The sequence below is a fragment of the Maribacter aquivivus genome (genome assembly GCF_900142175.1).
GTDB classification, from domain to species: Bacteria; Bacteroidota; Bacteroidia; order Flavobacteriales; family Flavobacteriaceae; genus Maribacter; species Maribacter aquivivus.
In genome coordinates, this window is sequence record NZ_FQZX01000001.1 from 1007660 (window position 1) to 1028116 (window position 20457).

17 protein-coding genes are annotated in these 20457 nt (G+C 35.6%); 11 read left to right on the forward strand and 6 right to left on the reverse strand.

Going from position 1 to position 20457, the window contains the following annotated elements:
* Position 1: 1 nt before the first annotated feature.
* The 3 genes from BUC31_RS04365 to BUC31_RS04375 form a co-directional block, all read right to left on the reverse strand.
* A complete protein-coding gene (locus BUC31_RS04365) occupies positions 2-2848 on the reverse strand; it encodes a VPS10 domain-containing protein (protein ID WP_073243754.1) in 2847 nt (948 codons plus the stop codon).
* An 82-nt stretch (positions 2849-2930) separates the two neighbouring features.
* A complete protein-coding gene (locus BUC31_RS04370; protein WP_084134997.1) occupies positions 2931-4676 on the reverse strand; it encodes a M28 family peptidase in 1746 nt (581 codons plus the stop codon).
* Complete coding sequence (locus tag BUC31_RS04375; RefSeq protein WP_073241598.1) at positions 4664-6115, reverse strand: M20/M25/M40 family metallo-hydrolase; 1452 nt, start codon at positions 6113-6115, stop codon at positions 4664-4666. Before BUC31_RS04375 ends, BUC31_RS04370 begins: the two co-directional genes overlap by 13 nt.
* Positions 6116-6262: 147 nt before the next feature.
* Here BUC31_RS04375 and BUC31_RS04380 point away from each other — a divergent pair, with 147 nt between their 5' ends.
* The 3 genes from BUC31_RS04380 to BUC31_RS20260 are packed head-to-tail and all read left to right on the forward strand — an operon-like array spanning position 6263 to position 8515.
* A complete protein-coding gene (locus tag BUC31_RS04380) occupies positions 6263-7555 on the forward strand; it encodes an aminopeptidase P family protein (protein ID WP_073241600.1) in 1293 nt (430 codons plus the stop codon).
* Between the two features lie 6 nt (positions 7556-7561).
* On the forward strand, positions 7562-8335 hold the full coding sequence (locus tag BUC31_RS04385; protein WP_317614939.1) for an exodeoxyribonuclease III: 774 nt from the start codon (positions 7562-7564) through the stop codon (positions 8333-8335).
* Between the two features lie 3 nt (positions 8336-8338).
* Positions 8339-8515 carry a hypothetical protein gene (locus BUC31_RS20260; protein ID WP_170861924.1) on the forward strand — a complete coding sequence of 59 codons (177 nt, stop codon included), beginning with the start codon at positions 8339-8341 and terminating at the stop codon, positions 8513-8515.
* Between the two features lie 4 nt (positions 8516-8519).
* On the opposite strand, the gene BUC31_RS04390 is transcribed toward BUC31_RS20260, so the two are convergent.
* Positions 8520-9797 (reverse strand): branched-chain amino acid transport system II carrier protein, encoded by a 1278-nt coding sequence (locus BUC31_RS04390; protein WP_073241602.1) that lies wholly within the window; start codon positions 9795-9797, stop codon positions 8520-8522.
* 250 nt (positions 9798-10047) lie between these two features.
* On the opposite strand from BUC31_RS04390, the gene BUC31_RS04395 reads away from it, so the two are divergent.
* Positions 10048-10284, forward strand: a complete 237-nt coding sequence (locus BUC31_RS04395) for a hypothetical protein (RefSeq protein WP_073241603.1) — start codon at positions 10048-10050, stop codon at positions 10282-10284.
* A 12-nt stretch (positions 10285-10296) separates the two neighbouring features.
* On the opposite strand, the gene thiL is transcribed toward BUC31_RS04395, so the two are convergent.
* Together thiL and BUC31_RS04405 are read right to left on the reverse strand one after the other, a co-directional pair.
* A complete protein-coding gene (gene thiL, locus BUC31_RS04400) occupies positions 10297-11340 on the reverse strand; it encodes a thiamine-phosphate kinase (protein ID WP_073241605.1) in 1044 nt (347 codons plus the stop codon).
* A 98-nt stretch (positions 11341-11438) separates the two neighbouring features.
* Positions 11439-12896 carry a Gfo/Idh/MocA family protein gene (locus BUC31_RS04405; protein WP_073241607.1) on the reverse strand — a complete coding sequence of 486 codons (1458 nt, stop codon included), beginning with the start codon at positions 12894-12896 and terminating at the stop codon, positions 11439-11441.
* A gap of 462 nt (positions 12897-13358) precedes the next feature.
* Between BUC31_RS04405 and BUC31_RS04410 the strand changes: the two genes are divergently transcribed.
* The 7 genes from BUC31_RS04410 (at position 13359) to BUC31_RS04440 (ending at position 20437) form a co-directional block, all read left to right on the forward strand.
* Positions 13359-13688 (forward strand): HesB/IscA family protein, encoded by a 330-nt coding sequence (locus BUC31_RS04410; RefSeq protein WP_073241609.1) that lies wholly within the window; start codon positions 13359-13361, stop codon positions 13686-13688.
* 78 nt (positions 13689-13766) lie between these two features.
* Positions 13767-15212, forward strand: coding sequence for a Fe-S cluster assembly protein SufB (gene sufB, locus BUC31_RS04415; protein WP_073241611.1), 1446 nt, complete (start codon positions 13767-13769; stop codon positions 15210-15212).
* A 59-nt stretch (positions 15213-15271) separates the two neighbouring features.
* Positions 15272-16024: a Fe-S cluster assembly ATPase SufC gene (gene sufC, locus BUC31_RS04420; RefSeq protein ID WP_073241613.1), complete on the forward strand. Its 753-nt coding sequence runs from the start codon at positions 15272-15274 to the stop codon at positions 16022-16024.
* A gap of 79 nt (positions 16025-16103) precedes the next feature.
* Positions 16104-17420 (forward strand): Fe-S cluster assembly protein SufD, encoded by a 1317-nt coding sequence (gene sufD / locus BUC31_RS04425; protein ID WP_073241615.1) that lies wholly within the window; start codon positions 16104-16106, stop codon positions 17418-17420.
* 144 nt (positions 17421-17564) lie between these two features.
* Positions 17565-18779, forward strand: a complete 1215-nt coding sequence (locus BUC31_RS04430) for an aminotransferase class V-fold PLP-dependent enzyme (RefSeq protein ID WP_073241617.1) — start codon at positions 17565-17567, stop codon at positions 18777-18779.
* Between the two features lie 82 nt (positions 18780-18861).
* A complete protein-coding gene (locus tag BUC31_RS04435) occupies positions 18862-19929 on the forward strand; it encodes a zinc metalloprotease (RefSeq protein WP_073241619.1) in 1068 nt (355 codons plus the stop codon).
* Between the two features lie 76 nt (positions 19930-20005).
* Complete coding sequence (locus BUC31_RS04440) at positions 20006-20437, forward strand: hypothetical protein (RefSeq protein WP_073241620.1); 432 nt, start codon at positions 20006-20008, stop codon at positions 20435-20437.
* Positions 20438-20457: the final 20 nt, after the last annotated feature.

The following is a 20457-nucleotide window of genomic DNA, read 5'->3' on the forward strand; positions in this document are numbered from 1 at the left end:
TCTATTCTATTTCAAAAGTGATGTTTTCAGTGGTGCCGTTTCCCTTAATTTCAACAACGTATGATCCTTTAGGCAAATATGTACTTCCGTTATTTGCCTGCTTCAATTCTGTTTTATGTTTTTTAAGGTAATTCAGCTTTCCAATTTTTGAGAATGCTAAATCGTAAGATAAAATATTCAATCCCTTATTGGCTATTACTTCAGTCTCGCTAACTACAATATCATCAGAAGATTTAATTTTAGCTTGGTACACATCATCTCTATCAGAATAAAAAGTAACGTCTAAGCCTGGTGTGCTTGCTTTGGACCATGAGCTCCATGAATTTCCCCAACGACTAGAATGCTTTATGTTTTCTAGTGGATAGGTGTGTAATGCCTTTTTTAATACCTCAGGAGACATCGTTTGTAATGCTGAAATATCTGCTTTGTATATGCTTCTTCCGTGTGTGCCTACTAATAAATGCTTGGCTTCTTTTTGAATTACCAAATCATGTACCGCAACATTGGGCATTCCGTTTTGAAAAGAATTCCATGAAGCCCCACGATCTAAGCTTACGTATAGCCCATTATCGGTACCCACAAATAATACATTTTCATTTTCGGCATCTTCAATTATTACATTTACAGCTGATATAGGTATGTTGCTTGAAATATTTTTCCAAGTAGCACCTTTATCTTCACTAACATATACATAAGGTGTAAAATCATCTGAACGATACCCGTTTAAGGTTGCATAAACTCTATTCTTTTGATGTTTAGATGCGATTACTCTACTTACCCATAAATTCTGAGGTAAGTTTTTAGAAATAACCTCCCAGCTTCCGCCTCCGTTATCTGTTCGTTGTATGAGTCCGTCATCACTACCGGTATACATCAATCCAAACTTAAAAGAAGATTCAGATATAGTAGCTAAGGTTCCAAAGGCGACGTTACCTTTTTTTCCACCTTGGGTTAAATCGCCAGAAATAGTTTCCCAAGTATCACCTTGGTTCAATGAGCGATGCAACTTATTGCTACCCATATATAATATGTCTTGATTATGTGGTGATAGTAAAATTGGAGACTGCCAGTTAAAACGATACGGAGTCTCGCCTAATTCGTGTTTTGGTTGAATGTAATTGCGTTGATCATTTTCTAAATCAATTCTAAAATAATTCCCAAATTGATATCCCGTGTAAACGATATTAGCATTGCGGCTATCTACTTGTACTTGCATGCCATCTCCACCCATGATAGATTTCCAAGGGTATTGACCTGTTTGTTGCCATTTTGTATTCTCTTCGGCATTATTTGGACCCATCCAAACGCCGTTATCTTGTAAACCGCCATATACATTGTACGGTTTTTCATTATCCACTGCAATGGCATAAAATTGACCAACGGTTGGCGAGTTGTTTTTAAACCAATTTTTACCATCATCATAACTAGTATTTACTCCTCCATCATTTCCGTTTATTAAATGTCCCGGTAAATTAGGATTTACCCATACTGCATGGTGATCAGAATGTACATTATCGCCATTAATAGAAACATATGTTTTGCCGCCATCTTTAGAAGAAATAATGGGAACACCAGATAAATAAATAGCATCTATATTATTTGGGTCTACAGTAATTTGGGCAAAATAATACCCATAACTATAGAACAAATCGTCTATATAGTCTTCGTTTTGCTTTGTCCATGTTTTCCCGGCATCATTGCTTCTGTATACTTCAGCACCTATTACAGGTGTATCAAATAACATAGAATTTGCATCTTCTAAATACAGTGCTAAATCTGCAGGTTGTACAGAATTACTACGCACCATTTGCTTTACATTGGCAGCTCTATATTTTTCGTGAAAATTATTGGTCTTTAAAAACTCATTTAGGTCTTTGTCGTTTAGGTCCAAGAATTGTTCTTTTGAGAGCGATTTAAAATCATCTTTGGTCAAGCCAACTTGCTTCTCTTTCTTTTCTTTGGATGTATTTCTTCTAAATTGACTATCATGTACTGCATAAAGTGTATTGTCATCAAAAACAGCTAGACCAATTCTACCTACGCCTTCTCCCGTAGGAAAGCCGCTTGTTGGGGTAGAAATTTTAACCCAAGTGTTGCCTGCATCTATACTTTTATAGATGCCAGACCCTTCGCCGTTTCCAATAAAGTCCCAAGCTTTTCTATCTTTTTGCCAAGCTGCAGCATATTGAATGTTGAAATTATTAGGTGAAACCGCTACGTCTATTATACCCGTTTCTTCATTAATGAACAAAGTGTTTTTCCAAGTTTTACCACCATCTGTGGTTTTATAAATTCCACGTTCCTTATTTGGTGAATACAAATGCCCAGTTACACCAATTGTTACTTCGTTTGGATTGTTGGGGTTAATGACAATTCGCCCAATATGGTGCGAATCGCTCAAGCCCATATGTTGCCAGGTTTTACCTTTGTCGGTAGATTTCAAAATACCGATTCCTGCATATGAAGAACGGGAAGAATTGTTCTCGCCAGTACCTACCCAAATTGTTCCACTTTGCCAATGTACCGCTATGTCTCCAAGATTTTGGGTTTGGGTTTCATCCATTACTGGGGTAAAAGTATTACCGTTGTTATTGGTGTACCACAATCCGCCAGAGGCATATGCGACATAATATTCTGTAGGGTTATTTTTATTGACTGCCAAGTCAACAACACGACCGCTCATAACAGACGGACCAATATTTTTTAGTGGAATATTTTTAACCAGAGAATTGGTTTCCATTACTTTTTTTGCGACTAAAGATTCATCAACTTTTTGCGAAGAAGTGGGTTGAATTTGTGCCGATGCAATAGTAATACTGGCTAGAAATAACAGGAAAGATTGTCTCATTTTTATTTGTTTGGTCATACTGATGGTAAGTTACTGATTACTTATACCCTTGGCAAATTGTACTATGTTGCTAAATGGATTTTTATTTAAGCGCTTCTTTTAACTCATTCGATTTTTGCTGTATTTCATTTTGGGCATTTGAAATAGCGGCTTTAACGGCTAAATTTTTATTGGTATGTATATCATGTATAGAACCAATAGATTTAATATACCAATCTTCCCATGCAGAAATAATTTGCTTTTCTTCGTTGATGGTACTTCCATTTTTAAGTGCTAGTGGACTTAGTTTGGCTTCATCTTCTAATCGTAGAAAGGCTTGTTCTTTTAGATTTTTAACCTGTGCAAGCATAAATACATCTGATGCATTTACCAATTGCAACCCACTCACCAATGCTGCTGTGCCCACATTTTTTAAGGTTTCTTGAGATACCTTGTCAATACGGTCATTATCTGTATGGTAAAATTGATCTGTAAAATGCCACAATAATAATCCGGGAATATCGGCTTCTAAAAACGGAGTATGATCACTGCCGCCTTCAAAAGGATTGGTTTTGACTACCCAATTAGCGTATTCGCCTTGTTCTTTGAATGTAGAAATTATAAAATCGTTCAAGTAGTGCGGTTTCATATCTTCTAATTTCAAAACCTCACCCCCCCATTCGCTGTGTTTATCTTTACCCCGAGTCCAAATGGCACTTGGGTCTGGCATTTTTTCGATTAAAAAAGTACCCCCTGTAACTGCAGTGTTTTCACCCACCATGTCCAAACTAATTCCCCACTTAATGCCTTTAGTCCGTTTAGAGTCTTCTTCAATATACCTACGGGTAGATATAATTTCATCGCCCCATAAAAAGGTCATGGTTCTTTTAAAACTGATTTTATCTTCAGCGAATAATTTTGCAGCTGTTTTAGCCATTTCTAATTGTGTACCAACACCTGTAGCATTGTCATTTGCACCTGGTTCTTGAATATGGGCACTATACACCAAACGCTCATCAGGTAGTTCGCTGCCTTTTATGTTCGCAACTATTGTAAGTTCTTCTGATGGGTATCTTTTGGTCTGAATATTTACCAAAACTTCTGTTTTACCTTTTTGAAGCTGTGTTTTTAGTTTCTCTTTTGCTTCGTAGGATAATGCAATGCCCCAGAAATTACCATTATCTTGAGAAGGAAGACTTCTAAACTGAATTGAGGTTTTGTTTTTCTCTGGTTGTAAATAGTTAGGGTTGTCATAAGTTAAAATGCCTAAGGCACCATTCTTAACTGCTGTTTTGTAAAACTTACGGGCACTCATTTCTGCAAATACCACTTTACCTTTTATAGATTTGGATTGTAAATCATCTACGGATTTTATTTGAACAACTTCTGCCTTTACGCCTTTTTGGGGTGTGGATGCCGAATTTAAATAGGTCATGTTACGGTTGGTTGCAGAAAGTAACAAAGGTGTGTCTTTGCCAGCAATTTGCAATGACGCAGATATGGGTTCCCAAGTTTGGTTGTTCATTGCCCGTTTTTCTATACGATAAGTAAGTCGGTCTTCAGCCTTGGCATTTTCATCCAAAATATAACCGGCAGCCTGTAAACTATCTGCAATTAGGTGGACGGTTTTATTAAAGCCTGTGTTGCCAACAACACGCCAATAATCTTCTACAAAATCTGTGGTCTCGTATGCAAGCTGACCCGTAAATTCTGGACGAACAATTTCAAAATAATCCAGTGGTTTTTCATCAGTATGCTGAGAGCATCCTGTTAAAAAAGAAAGACAGAGTAGTGTGGGTACAATACCCTGCCTTATGATAATCCTTTTAACTGCGGTTATTCCTCCCATTTCCATTCGTTACCAATAATCAATTTCTCCTTTAGGTCATTTTTAATCATGAACTCTTTGGTAGTTTCGCTATCCATTTTTGTTGCTGGTAATTTATCGGCATTTGCAACCGCATATAACATCATAGTACCAAAGCGAGCTGTGTTTTTCATATGGTCTTCGTTTACCAGATTAAAATCATCACAATCAGAATGATAACAACCATAAATAGAGCGGTCTAAATTACTGCTTACAGATAAAATTGGAACACCTTCTAACATAAAAGGTTGGTGATCACTATGTAAACCAGATTTGTTAGAAAAGGTATTTTGGTATATAGTATCCTGTTGCTGAATTGCAGCACCTAAATCGGTAAAAAATTGTTCGTCATCTAGCTTTCCGCCAGCATTCATACCAATTGGGTTACCAGACATATCTAAGTTCATCATGTATTTAATGTTCTCAATAGTCTTGTTCTCAATAGCTTGTTCTACTAAATATTTAGAACCAAGTAATCCTTGTTCTTCTCCCATGAACATTACAAACTTTACCGTACGTTTTGGGTGTAAGTTGTTTGCCTTAAAAGCTCTTGCAATATCTAAAACAGCAAAAGAACCAATACCGTTATCTATGGCGCCAGTTGCTAAATCCCAAGAATCTAAATGACCTCCAAGTACAATTTCTTCTTGCGGTATTTCAGTTCCAGGTAGCGTTGCAACAACATTTCTTGCTTTAATGACATCACTGGTATTAGTCATATCAATTTTGGCAGTGGCTTTTTTAGATTTTAAAGTTTCTTTTAATGCAATACCATCTTCTTTGCCAATACATACAGCAGGAATAGGAATTAACTCTCCTGTTACAGAAGCCGTACCGGTTAGTAAAACACCGTTATCTACTTGATTGATAATAATGATGCCAATTGCACCATATTTAATAGCTAAAGCTGTTTTTTCACTTCGGTGTAAATTGGTAAGTCCCTCTTCACTTTCTGGAAGAATATTAATGTATACCAATGAAATTTTTCCTTTTACTGCATCTGGTTTAGCTGCGTAATCTGCATCTAGGCCATTACCCATATCTACAATTTCGCCGGTAATGTGTGCTTCTACGGGTGCGTGACCTAAAGTCACTACTTTAATATCTTCGTCATTAATCTGTAATGAAACTTCGCCTCTTGCCCATGCTTCTACTTCAAAAGTTTGGTAGGCAACATCTTCAAAACCATATTCCTTGAATTTATTGAACGTGTATTCTTCTGCCTTGGCTCCGTTTGTAGATCCAGTTAATCTATGACCAATGGTTTCTGTAGCCTCTTTTAAGGTGCTATAACCTTTTGAGTTTGCTTTGATTTCTGTATCAATACGCGCAAAAAGTTCAGATTGAGTTTCTTCTTTTTTTGTTTCTGAACATGCCTGTAGACATAGAGCGCCTATTAATAGGTAAGCGATTTTTTTCATGAGTTGTTTGTGTTTGGTTTAGGTATACAAGTTAGCTAATTTGTAGCTAAGAATAAGAAAAGGTGTTCTTGCAAATCTGATAATTCGATGCCGTATTTTCTGAGGAAACAACACATTATGCTTAATTTTATATCAAAATAAGAATTCATGAAATACGATCAAATACCTAACTCCTTATTTATAAAGAACCGTAAGAAGTTTATGGACCGCATGCAGCCTAAAAGTATTGCTGTATTTAACTCTAATGATATTTACCCTATAGGAGCCGATAGTGTTTTGCCTTTTGAGCAACATAGAGATATTTTCTATCTGTCTGGAGCTGATCAAGAGGAAACCATTTTAATACTTTTTCCTGATGCTATTAATAAAAAGCATCGCGAGGTTCTTTTTGTTCGTGAAACCAATGAACATATTGCTATTTGGGAAGGCGAAAAATTAACGAAAGAGAAGGCTACAGAGGTTTCAGGTATTGAAACTGTTTGTTGGTTACAAGATTTCGATAAAATTTTCTTCGACCTAATGACCGAAGCTGAAACTATTTACTTCAATACAAACGAGCATTATAGACAAGCGGTAGAAACACAGACACGCGAAGATAGATTCATAGAGAAATGCAAGCGTGAATATCCTGCACATAAAGTTGCTAAAAGTAATCCTATACTTCAAGAGATTAGAGGAATCAAAGAACCCGAAGAAATTGATATTATGCAAACTGCCTGTAATATCACGGAAAAGGGATTTCGTAGACTTCTTAGTTTTGTGAAACCAGGGGTGATGGAATATGAGATTGAAGCAGAATTATTGCATGAATTTGTGCGAAACAGATCTAAAGGTTTTGCATATCAACCAATTATTGCTTCCGGTAACAATGCAAACGTACTACACTATTTAGAGAATAATAAGCTATGTAATGATGGCGATTTAATTTTGATGGATGTTGCAGCAGAGTATGCTAATTATTCTAGTGACTTAACAAGAACTATTCCTGTGAACGGTAAATTTACGAAGCGCCAGAAAGAGGTGTATTATGCCGTTTTACGCGTTAAAGATGATGCCACTAAAATGTTGGTGCCTGGTACACTTTGGGCAGAGTACCATAAAGAATGTGGTAAACTAATGACTTCTGAACTTTTAGGGTTAGGTTTATTGGATAAATCCGATGTGCAAAATGAAAATCCTGAATGGCCTGCTTATAAAAAATACTTTATGCATGGTACAAGTCATCATATTGGATTAAATACGCATGATTATGGTGCGTTAAAAACTCCTATGAAAGCAAATATGGTATTTACTGTGGAGCCAGGAATTTACATTCCGGCAGAAAATATGGGTATTCGTTTAGAAGATGATGTGGTAATTCAAGAAAAAGGAGAACCTTTTAACCTTATGGCCAATATTCCGATCAAAGCTGAGGAGATTGAAGATTTAATGAACAAATAAGAGTAGATGATGAAATTAGTATCGTGGAACGTTAATGGCATTAGGGCTTCAGTTAAAAAAGGATTTGAGGATATCGTAAAAGATTTTGATGCAGATGTATTTTGTGTTCAAGAAACAAAGGCGCAAGATGATCAGGTTGCCGAAGCATTGAAAGATATTACCGATTACGAGCTTTTTAGTAATAGTGCAGAACGAAAAGGATATTCTGGTACCGGAATTTTATCTAAACAAGCACCTGTGAAGTTTGATAAGGACATGGGTATTGAAGAACATGATTTAGAAGGAAGGATTACACATTCAGAATTTGAACATTTTCATTTAATCAATGTATATATACCTAATAGTGGTAGTGGATTAAAACGTTTGGATTACCGTGCCGGATGGGATAAAGATTTTACTAACTACCTTAAAGAATTGTCAAAAACCAAGCCTTTAATTATTACGGGCGACTTTAATGTAGCGCATACTGCTAACGATTTGGCGAACCCAAAAAGTAATTACAACAAAACATCAGGATTTACACAAGTTGAGATTGATGGATTTGACCATATGCTAAAGGAATTGAACTTGGTAGATAGTTTTAGAAAATTACACCCTACTACGTTCGATAAATATACCTTTTGGAGTGCGAGAGGTGGTGCAAGAGGTAGAAATGTAGGTTGGCGTTTAGATTATTTTTTGGTAAGTGAATCTATTTGGGATAAAGTAACATCGGCTGAGATACACGATCAAATAATGGGTAGTGATCATTGCCCAATTAGTTTAGAAATAGAATTTTAGAATATGGGGTTGTTTTTATTAATACAAGATGCTTCTGAGATTGAAGAGAAAATTCAGGAAGCACCCAATAGTGCTTATGAGATAGGTGTCGTTATTGGCACCTATCTACCTTTTGTGGTTATGGTCTTAATAGCCTATGCTTTCTATTATTACTCTAAGAAGAGAAAAAACAAAGACTAATTTTTTACTCTGAAGTACCAAGTTTTATTAGGTTCGTGACTACAAACACAATCAAAGCAGGCAATACCCAGCCCAAACTATATTGCTGAAGTGGAATCCATGAAAATGTATCTGCAGCAGGTGACAATGCACTTATGCTTCCTAAGAAATCTGGAATACTAAAAAGTATAGTGGTAATCGTTACCGCTTTAAAAACTATAGATGATGCATATTTATTTGGTACTACATTCAATAGTATTAGAATAATGGTTATTGGGTAAATAAACATTAATGAGGGTATAGCTACTGCAATAATATAAGCTACATTGAATTGCCCTACTAAAACACCAAGTATACTTCCTAGAATTGCTGTTATCGTATAAATAGATTTGGAGTCATTAAATCTAGATGCTACAAAATCTGCGGTCCCCGTCACAATACCTACGGCAGTTGTAAAGCAAGCCAAACCCACTAGAATGCTCAAAAATAAATTACCAATATTACCTAAACTTTGTATGGCCAAGCCAGATAAAATTTCAGTTCTACTGGTATCTGCATCAAAGACAGAATGTACCAATGCCCCAGAGAGAATTAGTCCCATATAAATTAAAAACAGCGATAAACCTGCAAACCATGCGGCGTTGCGTATCAGTAGTTTTTTATCATCATATGAAGCATGTGTATATTTTAAATTGATCGATATAATAATTACCCCACCAACAACAACGGCACCAATGGCATCGAATGTTTGGTAGCCTTCTAGTATTCCGTTAGTAAAAGGACTAGCTATAGAAGTACTGCCGAAGTCGAATGGGAATGAAAAAATGGTTATTCCAATTATTAAAATCAGGATGACAATGATTGCAGGCGTTAAAATTTTGCCCAATATGTTCAATATTTTAGATCGGTTTAAAGCGAATAGTAAAACCAAGGCAAAATAAATACTGCTAGTAAGCCAAGAAGAGATCTCCCAATACGGCTGTATGGCCATTTCGTGCGTTACAGATGCTGTCCTTGGGCTTGGTAAGGCAATAGCTATAGCGTAAATGAAAAAGGCATAGATTAAACTGAAGGTAGGCGATACTTTATTGCCAAAATCTATTAGTGTTCCCTGTAGTTTTGCATGTGCCAAAATACCAAATACGGGTATTGCCACTGCAGATAGTCCAAAACCTATGGTAACTATGAGCCATTGGTCGCCAGAATTAAAGCCTAATAATGGAGGTAAAATTAGATTGCCGGCTCCAAAAAAAAGAGAGAACAATGCAAAAGCTGTAACGAGGGTTTCCTTCTTTTTAAACATGAATACAAATTAAGTGAAAGATTATTAAATAACAGGTAAGGCAAGGTTTTTCATTTTCTGAAACACCAAAAAAAAGGGCGTTGACAACAGGTTATGTAAAACTCACAACAATTACTGGTACAGGCCTTTAATATGCTGTACTTTAACCAAAGGAAACAAAACGTATGTTAATTTCCTTGAAATTCAATCTAATATATAATCGCATTTTCTCGATTACCCAAATCGAAATTTTTGCATAAAATCCTACAGCATGAAAAAAATATTCTGCAGCATCTTCGGTCATCACTATTCAATATCTAAAAAAGTGACGTCTCACATTAAAGAGTACAAGTGTATTCACTGTCAAAAAGAAGTAACTACCGATGTAAGTGGTAATCTTTCTGCTTTAACACCTGAGTTACAAGATATCAATAGAACTTTAGAGCATATTTATCAAAGAAGACATACAGCTTCGCATGCACAAACACCTGCACAACAGGTAGCATAATTTGTACTGTTTTTAGTTAAATGAATTCCAACCCTGTGCGGTCAATGGAATCTTTGTATTATTCCTTGAAATTAAGAATGCACCTTCGTCTTTTCCTGTGGTATGTCCTATAACGGTCAAGTTTGGATTACCCTTAATTTTCGGGAATTCTTTTTGGTCTATCGTAAACAATAATTCATAGTCCTCACCGCCACTCAATGCAACAAGAGTGCTATCCATTTTAAACTCTTCGCAAGCTGAAATAACGGTAGGGTCTAAAGGAATTTTGTCTTCATACAAGTCAATTCCTAATCCGCTACTCTTGCTTAAATGTAAAATCTCAGATGAAAGTCCGTCACTAATATCGATCATCGATGTTGGGTGAACATCTAATTTTTTCAATAGTTCAGAAATGTCTTTACGAGCCTCTGGCTTTAATTGTCTTTCCACGATATAAGAATACGGCTCTAGATCTGGCTGACTATTAGGGTTTACTTTAAATACTTCGTTTTCACGCTCCAACACTTGAAGTCCCATATATGCAGCACCTAAATCTCCGCTAATTACTAAAAGATCATTTGGTTGAGCACCTGAGCGATAAGCGATATCCTCTTCATTTGCGATACCAATTGCGGTAACACTAATCATTAACCCTGTTTTTGATGAGGTGGTGTCACCACCAACTAAATCAACATTATATGCTTTGCATGCCGTTGACACACCTGCGTAAAACTCTTCAAGGGCTTCTAACGGAAATCTATTAGAAACCGCAATAGAAACTGTTACTTGAGTCGCCGTAGCATTCATGGCGTAAATATCAGAAAGGTTAACCATAATAGATTTGTAACCTAAATGCTTTAGTGGCATGTAGGCAAGGTCAAAATGTACCCCTTCTATTAAAAGATCTGTACTAATAACCGTTTTTTTGTTTTCAAAATTTAAAACGGCAGCATCATCACCAATACCTTTTACAGTAGACTTTTGTTCGATTTTAAAATCTTTAGTCAGGTGTTCTATGAGTCCGAATTCACCTAATTTCTCTAACGATGTTCTTTCTTGTTCTTTATCTTCTAGCATGTTGCAAAAATAAGAAGTAAAACAAGATGAATGGTATAAAAAAATCCGAAGCTTTTCAGCTTCGGATTTACTATTGAAATTGTAAATATATTTTGGTCTTATCCTACAGAATACCCATTTCTGTAGGTACGTTTTATGTATTTGTTTGCAGGTTCAAAATTGGTAACTTTCATATTTGCTGCATCCCACTGTAAACGTTTTCTTCCGTGGTATTGTTTTCCGCCACCCCAGAAACTTTGATTTTCAACAGTTGAATCTACTTCGAAATATGATTTCAATGCCAAGTTTCCGATAAGGATACTTTCTGTGAACGGTCCAGCATAATCAAAAGAAGAACTTGTTTCTGCATTGCCATAACCAGCCATACATGCATTTACCCATTGTAAATAGTGACCTTCTGGTACACGTGCAATAGTTTGTTCTACTTCAAATTGTTCGTTAAGGGTTAATGGTAATAACCTTGGGTTTGCACCGTAGCAATCTGCCATTAATTTTCCTTTTGTACCAATGAATAGTACACCACCATCCCAGTTTCCTAATGCTTCATCATCGCCTAATTCTTCTGGTCTTTCAGGTAGCAATCCGCCATCCATCCAAGTAACTTTTATTTTTCCTTTACCATCTGTTCTTGGGTAGCTTAAGTGTATTTTACTAGAGTTCGGGAAACTTTTTGGGTAGTCTTTGTACTGAAAATTACCGCTGAAAGAATCAGAAACACTACATTCTACCGTGTCAGGATATAGAATTGGTAATATTCTATAAACTGGATCCATGATATGACAAGCCATATCGCCAAGTGCACCTGTTCCAAAATCTGACCAACCTCTCCAGTCAAAAGGTAAATATGCATTATTGTAATCTCGCATCGCTGCAGTGCCTAACCAAAGATCCCAATTTAGTCCTTTTGGTACGCGGTCCTTTTTAGTAGGTGTTTGTAATGCTTGTGGCCAAATAGCTCTATTCGTCCAGCATTTTACAGTGTGTACTTCGCCAATGATGCCTGTATCATAAATTTCTTTCATGGTACGAACCCCGTCACCAGAGCCACCTTGGTTACCCATTTGTGTAACTACTTTGAATTTTTTCGCTGCTTCGGTCAGCATTCTTGCCTCCCAAATATCATGTGTCAATGGTTTTTGAACATATACATGTTTGCCCATAGACATTGCCTGGTAAGCTGCAACGGCATGGTTGTGATCGGGTGTAGATACAGAAACGGCATCAATATTTTTGCCTTCTTTATCTAGCATTTCCCTAAAGTCATTAAAATAACTAGCTTTTGGGAATGCTTCTCTAGATCCAATTGCTTGCCTGTTATCTACATCGGCAAGTGATACGATATTTACATTCGGACTCTCGGCAAAAGAAGCAATATCGCTTTGGCCTTTACCACCGACGCCAATACCGGCAATATTTAATTTATCGCTTGGTGCGACAAACCCTGTTCCCCCTAAAACGTGTCTAGGTACAATCATAAAACCGGCTGCCGCCATACCGGTATTCTTCATAAATTTTCGGCGGGTGTTGTTTTTGTCGTTTGATTTGTTGTGTGACATAATAAGTTGTTGTTTGATTTGGTATTGAAGGTAACTCAATTCTGTTAGATTGAACCCTGTTTAGAGCTGTCTTGAGTTTTAATTCATCTTATATTTTAAGTTTAGTTATTGATAATTAGTTGATTACGGAGTTGATGAGATTTAATTTTTAACACTTTGTTTGCTTTTTATAGCAATGAAATAATGTCGTTTCTGCTTAGATTAATTAAATTTTGTAATCTTCAATTACTATGTATAGGCAGGCGCAAGTATAGTATTGTACAAATAGAAAGATTTTAATTTTACTCGATGCTGAACCCTTATAAAAACCAAGTAATTGTTCTTCCTTAATTTTAACTGTGATGTTCTTTTTAAGTATAGTATTTCTCTATTAATATATACGTTATAATAATGTTAGGTTCTATGGAAAAAACCTACTTATGACGTATATTTGTAAACTATTTAGATTAAATCTAGTTAATTATGATTCAAGTATCAGAAACGGCTAAACAGAAAGTAATCAACCTAATGACAGAAGAGGGTTTTGATGCTACGACGGATTATGTACGTGTTGGGGTAAAGAGTGGTGGATGTAGTGGATTATCATATGAGTTAAACTTTGATGATAAGAAAGACGACGCTGATAAAGTATTCGAAGACAATAATGTACGTATTATCGTAGACAAAAAAAGCTTTTTATATTTAGTAGGAACGGTGTTGGAGTACTCTGGCGGATTAAACGGAAAAGGTTTTGTTTTTAACAATCCTAACGCTCAAAGAACGTGTGGTTGTGGTGAGAGTTTTTCATTGTAAAAAATAAGTTTTGAATACGTAAAATGATATTTGAGTAAGTTTTTAACTCATTTATTTTTTACTTATTACATAAAATATATGGCATATACAGAAGAAGAATTAAAGAAAGAATTGGAAACCAAAGAGTATGAGTATGGTTTCTACACAGATATAGAATCTGATACATTTCCTATTGGGTTAAGCGAAGAAATTGTTATTGCGATTTCAAAGAAAAAAGAAGAGCCTGAGTGGATGACACTTTGGCGTTTAGAAGCTTTTCGTATTTGGGAAAGTATGGAAGAACCTACGTGGGCAAATGTGCATTATGAAAAACCAGATTTTCAGAAAATCAGTTATTATTCCGCACCAAAATCTGCTGATCCAAACAAAACATTAGATGATGTAGATCCAGATTTGTTAGAAATGTATCGTAAGCTTGGTATTTCTGTTGACGAGCAAAAGAAATTACAAAATGTAGCTGTCGATATTGTTGTAGATTCTGTTTCTGTGGCAACGACTTTTAAAAAGACATTGGCAGAAAAGGGAATTATTTTTATGCCTATTTCAGAGGCTATAAAAGAACACCCGGAGTTGGTGAAGAAGTATATGGGTACTGTTGTGCCACAAAAAGATAATTTTTATGCTGCTCTAAATTCTGCGGTATTTACAGATGGTTCTTTTTGTTATATACCAAAAGGGGTAAGATGCCCAATGGAGCTATCTACGTATTTTAGAATTAATCAAGCAGGTACAGGTCAATTTGAGCGTACGTTGCTTATTGCAGATGAAGATAGTTATGTAAGTTATTTAGAAGGTTGTACCGCTCCTTCTAGAGATGAAAATCAATTACACGCAGCTGTAGTAGAGCTAATTGCTCTAGATGGTGCTGAAATAAAATATTCTACCGTTCAAAACTGGTATCCTGGTAATAGCGAGGGTAAAGGTGGTGTATTTAACTTTGTTACGAAAAGAGCTATTTGCGAGAAAAACGCTAAAGTTTCTTGGACACAAGTTGAAACAGGTTCTGCAGTAACATGGAAATATCCTTCTTGTATTTTAAAAGGAGATAACTCTATTGGTGAATTCTATTCTATAGCCGTAACGAACAATTACCAACAAGCAGATACAGGTACCAAAATGATTCATCTTGGTAAAAACACTAAGAGTACCATTATATCAAAAGGTATTTCTGCAGGTAAATCTCAAAATAGTTACCGTGGTTTGGTACAGATCAATAGCCGTGCCGATGGTGCGCGTAACTTCTCTCAATGCGATTCTTTGTTAATGGGTAACGAATGTGGTGCACATACCTTCCCGTATATCGAAGCAAAGAATAAGACGGCAATGATAGAACACGAGGCTACAACTAGTAAAATTGGTGAAGATCAAATTTTCTACTGTAACCAAAGAGGTATACCAACAGAGAAAGCGATTGCATTAATTGTAAATGGCTTTAGTAAAGAAGTATTAAATAAACTACCAATGGAATTTGCTGTTGAGGCACAAAAATTATTGGAAATTAGTTTAGAAGGTTCTGTAGGATAATAAGTAATTAAGATTTTAGTAAAACGCCATAGGCGCCACAATATTTAAAGTAACATATTATGTTGAAAATTAAAGATCTACATGCTAGCGTAGATGATAAGGAGATATTAAGAGGAATAAACCTAGAGATTAAAGCAGGTGAAGTACATGCTATAATGGGACCTAACGGTTCTGGTAAAAGTACATTAGCTTCTGTAATTGCCGGAAACGAGCGTTTTGAGGTTACTCAAGGTTCAATTGAATTAAGTGGTGAAGATTTAGAAGAAGTTTCTCCAGAAGAAAGAGCACACAAGGGTGTTTTTCTTTCTTTTCAATATCCAGTTGAGATCCCGGGTGTTTCTGTAACCAACTTTATGAAAACTGCAATTAACGAAACTCGTAAGGCTAAAGGTCTTGAAGATATGCCTGCCAAGGATATGTTGAAGCTGATTCGTGAAAAATCTGAGTTATTAGAAATTGACCGTAAGTTCTTATCTAGATCATTGAACGAAGGTTTTTCTGGTGGTGAGAAAAAGAGAAACGAGATTTTTCAAATGGCTATGTTAGAGCCAAAGGTTGCAATTTTAGATGAAACCGATTCTGGATTGGATATCGATGCTTTACGTATTGTTGCTAGCGGAGTTAACAAACTAAAAAGTAAGGATAACGCTGTAATATTAATTACGCACTACCAACGTTTATTGGAGTATATCGTACCTGATTTTGTTCACGTTTTACATAATGGTAAAATTGTAAAATCTGGTGGTAAAGAACTTGCTCTAGAGCTTGAAGAAAAAGGATACGACTGGTTAAAGCAAGAAACAGCGGTGTAATTAAGTATACAGTATTCAGTGGCAGTAATTAGAGATTACGAACTGCCAACTGCTACTGCAAACTGGCAACTGAAAAAATATGGATTTAAAAGATAAATTGATTTCCTCTTTTATGGCGTTTGAGAACAACGTGGATGTTGAACATCCGGTACACGACGTTCGTATGGCAGCTATAAAAAACTTTGAGGAAAAAGGGTTTCCCTCTAAAAAGGAAGAAGCTTGGAAATATACTTCATTAAATAGTTTACAAAAAATAGATTTCAGCATCTTCCCAAAAGAAGAAAATGCGCTGGAGTATAAAGATGTAAAGCGTTATTTCATTCACGAAATCGATACCTATAAAATTGTTTTCGTTGATGGTATTTACAGTTCTTACTTATCTGAAACTACACATGATGGTGTAGATATCTGCTTAATGAGTGCAGCGCTTACAAAGCCAATGTACAAGCAGGTTATTGATGTATATTTTAACAAAATTGCATCTAAAGATGAGTCGTTAACCACTTTAAACACTGCGTTTAGTAGAGAAGGGGCTTACATTTACATTCCGAAGAATAAAATGCCTAAAAAACCAATTGAGATATTACACTTCTCTACCGGTAATGAGGCTTCTCTTTTATTACAACCAAGAAATTTAATTGTAGTAGAAGAAAATGCTGAGGTTCAAATTATTGAGCGTCACCAGAGTTTAACATCAAACGACACACTTACTAACGCAGTAACCGAAATATTCGCTGCAAAAAGTGCTATTGTTGACTTTTATAAAATTCAGAACGATGCAGCTACGGCTTCATTGATCGATAACACGTATGTTGACCAAAAAGACAAAAGTGTTGTTAACGTTCATACCTTCTCTTTTGGTGGTAAATTGACGCGTAACAATCTTAACTTTTATCAAAACGGTGAGTATATAGATTCTACTATGAATGGTGTTACTATTCTTGGAGAAAAACAACACGTTGACCATTACACATTAGTGCATCATATGCAACCTAATTGTGAAAGTCATCAAGATTATAAGGGAATTTATGGCGACAGCTCTACAGGTGTTTTTAATGGTAAAATCATCGTAGATAAAATTGCTCAAAAGACAAATGCTTTTCAAAAGAATAATAATATTCTTATTAGTGATAAAGCAAGCATCAATTCAAAACCTCAGTTAGAGATTTTTGCCGATGATGTAAAATGTTCTCACGGTTGTACTATTGGTCAGTTAGATGAGGATGCCTTATTCTATTTACAGTCTAGAGGTATACCAAAGAAAGAAGCAAGAGCATTATTGATGTATGCATTTGCTAATAATGTATTATCTACAGTTCGTATTCCTGAACTAAAAGCTAGAATAAATAAATTGATTGCTAAGAAACTAGGGGTAAACCTTGGGTTTGATTTGTAAGATATTTTAAGTGAAAAGTATATAATAAGGATAGTTAATTATTTAGCTATCCTTTTTTATTTTAAACTGACCTAGAACTAAATCAGTATTCAATAATATATATGTTTTCATTATCGGGTATCTTTGTATATAAGAAGATTGACTATGTTAGATATTAAAAAAATAAGAGAAGATTTTCCAATTCTTAAGCGTCAGGTAAACGGTAAGCCATTGGTCTATTTAGACAATGCCGCTACTTCGCAAACTCCGCAGCAGGTTATAGATGTCATTGTAGATTATTATCAAAACTACAATGCAAATATTCACCGTGGGGTTCATACGCTTTCTCAAGAAGCGACTGATAAATACGAGCAAGCAAGAATAAAGATTCAAAAGCATTTTAATGCTGCGAAGTCTTATGAAATTATATTCACTTCGGGAACTACCCACAGTATAAATCTAGTTGCTAACGGATTCTCTGCCTTGATTAAAAAAGGAGATGAGGTTTTAGTTTCTGCAATGGAGCATCATTCTAACATTGTGCCTTGGCAAATGTTATGTGAGCGTACTGGAGCAATCTTAAAAGTGATTCCAATGAACCAAGAAGGGGAATTGCGAATGGATGTGTATGATGAATTACTTTCAGATAAAACTAAACTGGTTTTCTGTAACCATATTTCTAATGCGTTAGGTACTATTAATCCTATTGAAGAAATTATAGAAAAAGCACATAAAGTAGGTGCTGCGGTTTTAATCGACGGTGCGCAGGCTGCTCCGCATTTGGTAACAGATGTTCAAGCTTTAGATGTTGATTTTTATACCTGTTCTGCACATAAAATATGTGGTCCAACAGGTGAAGGTATGTTATATGGTAAAGAAGAGTGGTTAAATAAATTACCACCGTATCAAGGTGGTGGCGAAATGATTGCCGAGGTTACCTTTGAGAAAACTACTTATGCCGATCTACCGCATAAATTTGAAGCTGGCACGCCTAATATCTGTGGTGGTATCGCTTTTGGTGCTGCACTAGATTATATGAATGCTATTGGCTTTGATGAAATTGCCAAGTATGAGCACGAATTGCTAGACTATGCCACGCAAGAATTGCTGAAGATAGACGGACTCAAAATTTACGGTACGGCTAAAAACAAGACTTCTGTTATTTCATTCAATATAGAAGGTATTCACCCATATGATATAGGTAGTATTTTAGATAAGTTGGGTATTGCAGTACGTACAGGACACCATTGTGCACAACCTATTATGGATTTCTTTAAAATACCTGGCACCGTACGGGCTAGTTTTGCTTTTTATAATACCAAAGAAGAAGTAGATATACTTGTTGCTGGTGTTTTAAAAGCGAAAAGTATGCTCCTTTAGCAGTATTTTCATAACATTTCTTTAAGATACTGTTAATATTTTATATATTAGGGAAACACTAATTATATAACATTAACTATTTATGAAAAAAGTAATTTTGAGCGTAGCTATAATGGGAGCATTCCTTTTATCCTGCGAAAATGATTCCTCCACTGAATTCAATACAGAAATAGAGGCACAAGAAGTTCAAGTCGACATGAGTGATTTTACGCTATATGTTGATTCAGATGATTTAGCGGGTAAATCTGCCAATAGCTTTGAGAAATGTGTTTCTATGAAAAATTTAGAATACAGGCTAGCTAAGAACAAAGGTTTAGAAAAGAAGATGTATGATATTGAGTATAATACTCGTAAAGCCATTGCGTTAAAAAATCAAGGAAAAGGTAAACCAGGTGGAGGTTCTGGTGGTGGTGGAACTACTCCTTCTATTTATGAAGGAACAATTACAATTCCTGTAGTAATCAATATCATTGAGCAATTTGCAGGGCAGGTTACTCAAAATCAAATTAATTCTCAAATTAGAATTCTAAATGAGGATTTTCAGAATAATAATACAAATACATCTAGTGTACCTTCAGAGTTTTCTGGTTTGGTTGCCGATGTTGATGTAACATTTGTTTTAGGTTCTGTAAACAGAATTACAAATACAAAAGCATCATGGGGAACTAATGATGCTATGAAAATACCATCTCAAGGTGGGATTGCACCAACTGACGCTACCAGAAATTTAAATCTATGGGTTTGCGAAATTGGAGGTGGAATTTTAGGTTATGCACAATTTCCGGGAGGATCTAATGCAACAGATGGTGTTGTAATTGGTACAGATTTCTTTGGTGAAACTAATAATGGCGGTGTGTACGGAAAAGGGCGTACTGCAACCCATGAAGTAGGTCACTGGTTAAATTTACGTCATATTTGGGGTGATGGAAGATGTAATAGAGATGATTTTGTTGCGGATACTCCAACTTCTGATGCTCCTAATTATAACTGTCCTTCTTACCCAACAGTTAATTGTAGATCTACCGACATGACTATGAACTATATGGATTATGTACAAGATGATTGTATGTATATGTTTACTTCTGGTCAAAATGATCGTATGAGAGCACTATTTGTTGCTGGAGGATCAAAAGAAGGATTTGTAAACTAACATTAATCCTAAGCTTATTATAAAAGGACACCTATTGGGTGTCCTTTTTGTATTATTAACTCTAAATGTATGTTTAATGAAAACAGTAACATTACTTATCGCACTGTTATTTATAAATAACTGTGTAGAAAATAAAAATAAAGAAGATGTAGTCGTTCAATATAAATATGAAGCTATAACTAGAGGTTCTAGCTTTATATGTATAGTCAGCGAAAACAAGGTTATTGTCTCTACTACAGGTACTGTTGGCAATCAAAATTTAAAAGAAGTTTCTAATGAAGATTGGGGAATATTAGTTAAGTATATAGAATTAGTTGATTTAGTCGCTTTGGAAAATTTAGTTCCACCGAGTGACGATAATAAAAGTGATAAAGTAAGAATAGCAACATTAACCGTAACGACTATCAATCATTCTTATAAATCAGAACCATTTGATGAAGGTAACCCTCCTAAAGAATTGGTTCCTATAATTGATAAAATTATAGCTATTGCCAAAACTGTTGATTAGCACAGTTACTTGTTGTAATT

Bases quoted from the DNA above. Each gene is read 5' to 3' on its own strand.
- BUC31_RS04435 (WP_073241619.1), top strand. From the start codon at position 18,862: ATGAAAAAAGTAATTTTGAGCGTAGCTATAATGGGAGCATTCCTTTTA.
- BUC31_RS04405 (WP_073241607.1), bottom strand. From the start codon at position 12,896: ATGTCACACAACAAATCAAACGACAAAAACAACACCCGCCGAAAATTT.
- BUC31_RS04395 (WP_073241603.1), top strand. From the start codon at position 10,048: ATGAAAAAAATATTCTGCAGCATCTTCGGTCATCACTATTCAATATCT.
- BUC31_RS04410 (WP_073241609.1), top strand. From the start codon at position 13,359: ATGATTCAAGTATCAGAAACGGCTAAACAGAAAGTAATCAACCTAATG.
- BUC31_RS04440 (WP_073241620.1), top strand. From the start codon at position 20,006: ATGAAAACAGTAACATTACTTATCGCACTGTTATTTATAAATAACTGT.
- sufB (WP_073241611.1), top strand. From the start codon at position 13,767: ATGGCATATACAGAAGAAGAATTAAAGAAAGAATTGGAAACCAAAGAG.
- BUC31_RS04390 (WP_073241602.1), bottom strand. From the start codon at position 9,797: ATGTTTAAAAAGAAGGAAACCCTCGTTACAGCTTTTGCATTGTTCTCT.
- sufD (WP_073241615.1), top strand. From the start codon at position 16,104: ATGGATTTAAAAGATAAATTGATTTCCTCTTTTATGGCGTTTGAGAAC.
- sufC (WP_073241613.1), top strand. From the start codon at position 15,272: ATGTTGAAAATTAAAGATCTACATGCTAGCGTAGATGATAAGGAGATA.
- BUC31_RS04380 (WP_073241600.1), top strand. From the start codon at position 6,263: ATGAAATACGATCAAATACCTAACTCCTTATTTATAAAGAACCGTAAG.
- BUC31_RS04385 (WP_317614939.1), top strand. From the start codon at position 7,562: ATGATGAAATTAGTATCGTGGAACGTTAATGGCATTAGGGCTTCAGTT.
- BUC31_RS04375 (WP_073241598.1), bottom strand. From the start codon at position 6,115: ATGAAAAAAATCGCTTACCTATTAATAGGCGCTCTATGTCTACAGGCA.
- thiL (WP_073241605.1), bottom strand. From the start codon at position 11,340: ATGCTAGAAGATAAAGAACAAGAAAGAACATCGTTAGAGAAATTAGGT.
- BUC31_RS04365 (WP_073243754.1), bottom strand. From the start codon at position 2,848: ATGAGACAATCTTTCCTGTTATTTCTAGCCAGTATTACTATTGCATCG.
- BUC31_RS20260 (WP_170861924.1), top strand. From the start codon at position 8,339: ATGGGGTTGTTTTTATTAATACAAGATGCTTCTGAGATTGAAGAGAAA.
- BUC31_RS04370 (WP_084134997.1), bottom strand. From the start codon at position 4,676: ATGGGAGGAATAACCGCAGTTAAAAGGATTATCATAAGGCAGGGTATT.
- BUC31_RS04430 (WP_073241617.1), top strand. From the start codon at position 17,565: ATGTTAGATATTAAAAAAATAAGAGAAGATTTTCCAATTCTTAAGCGT.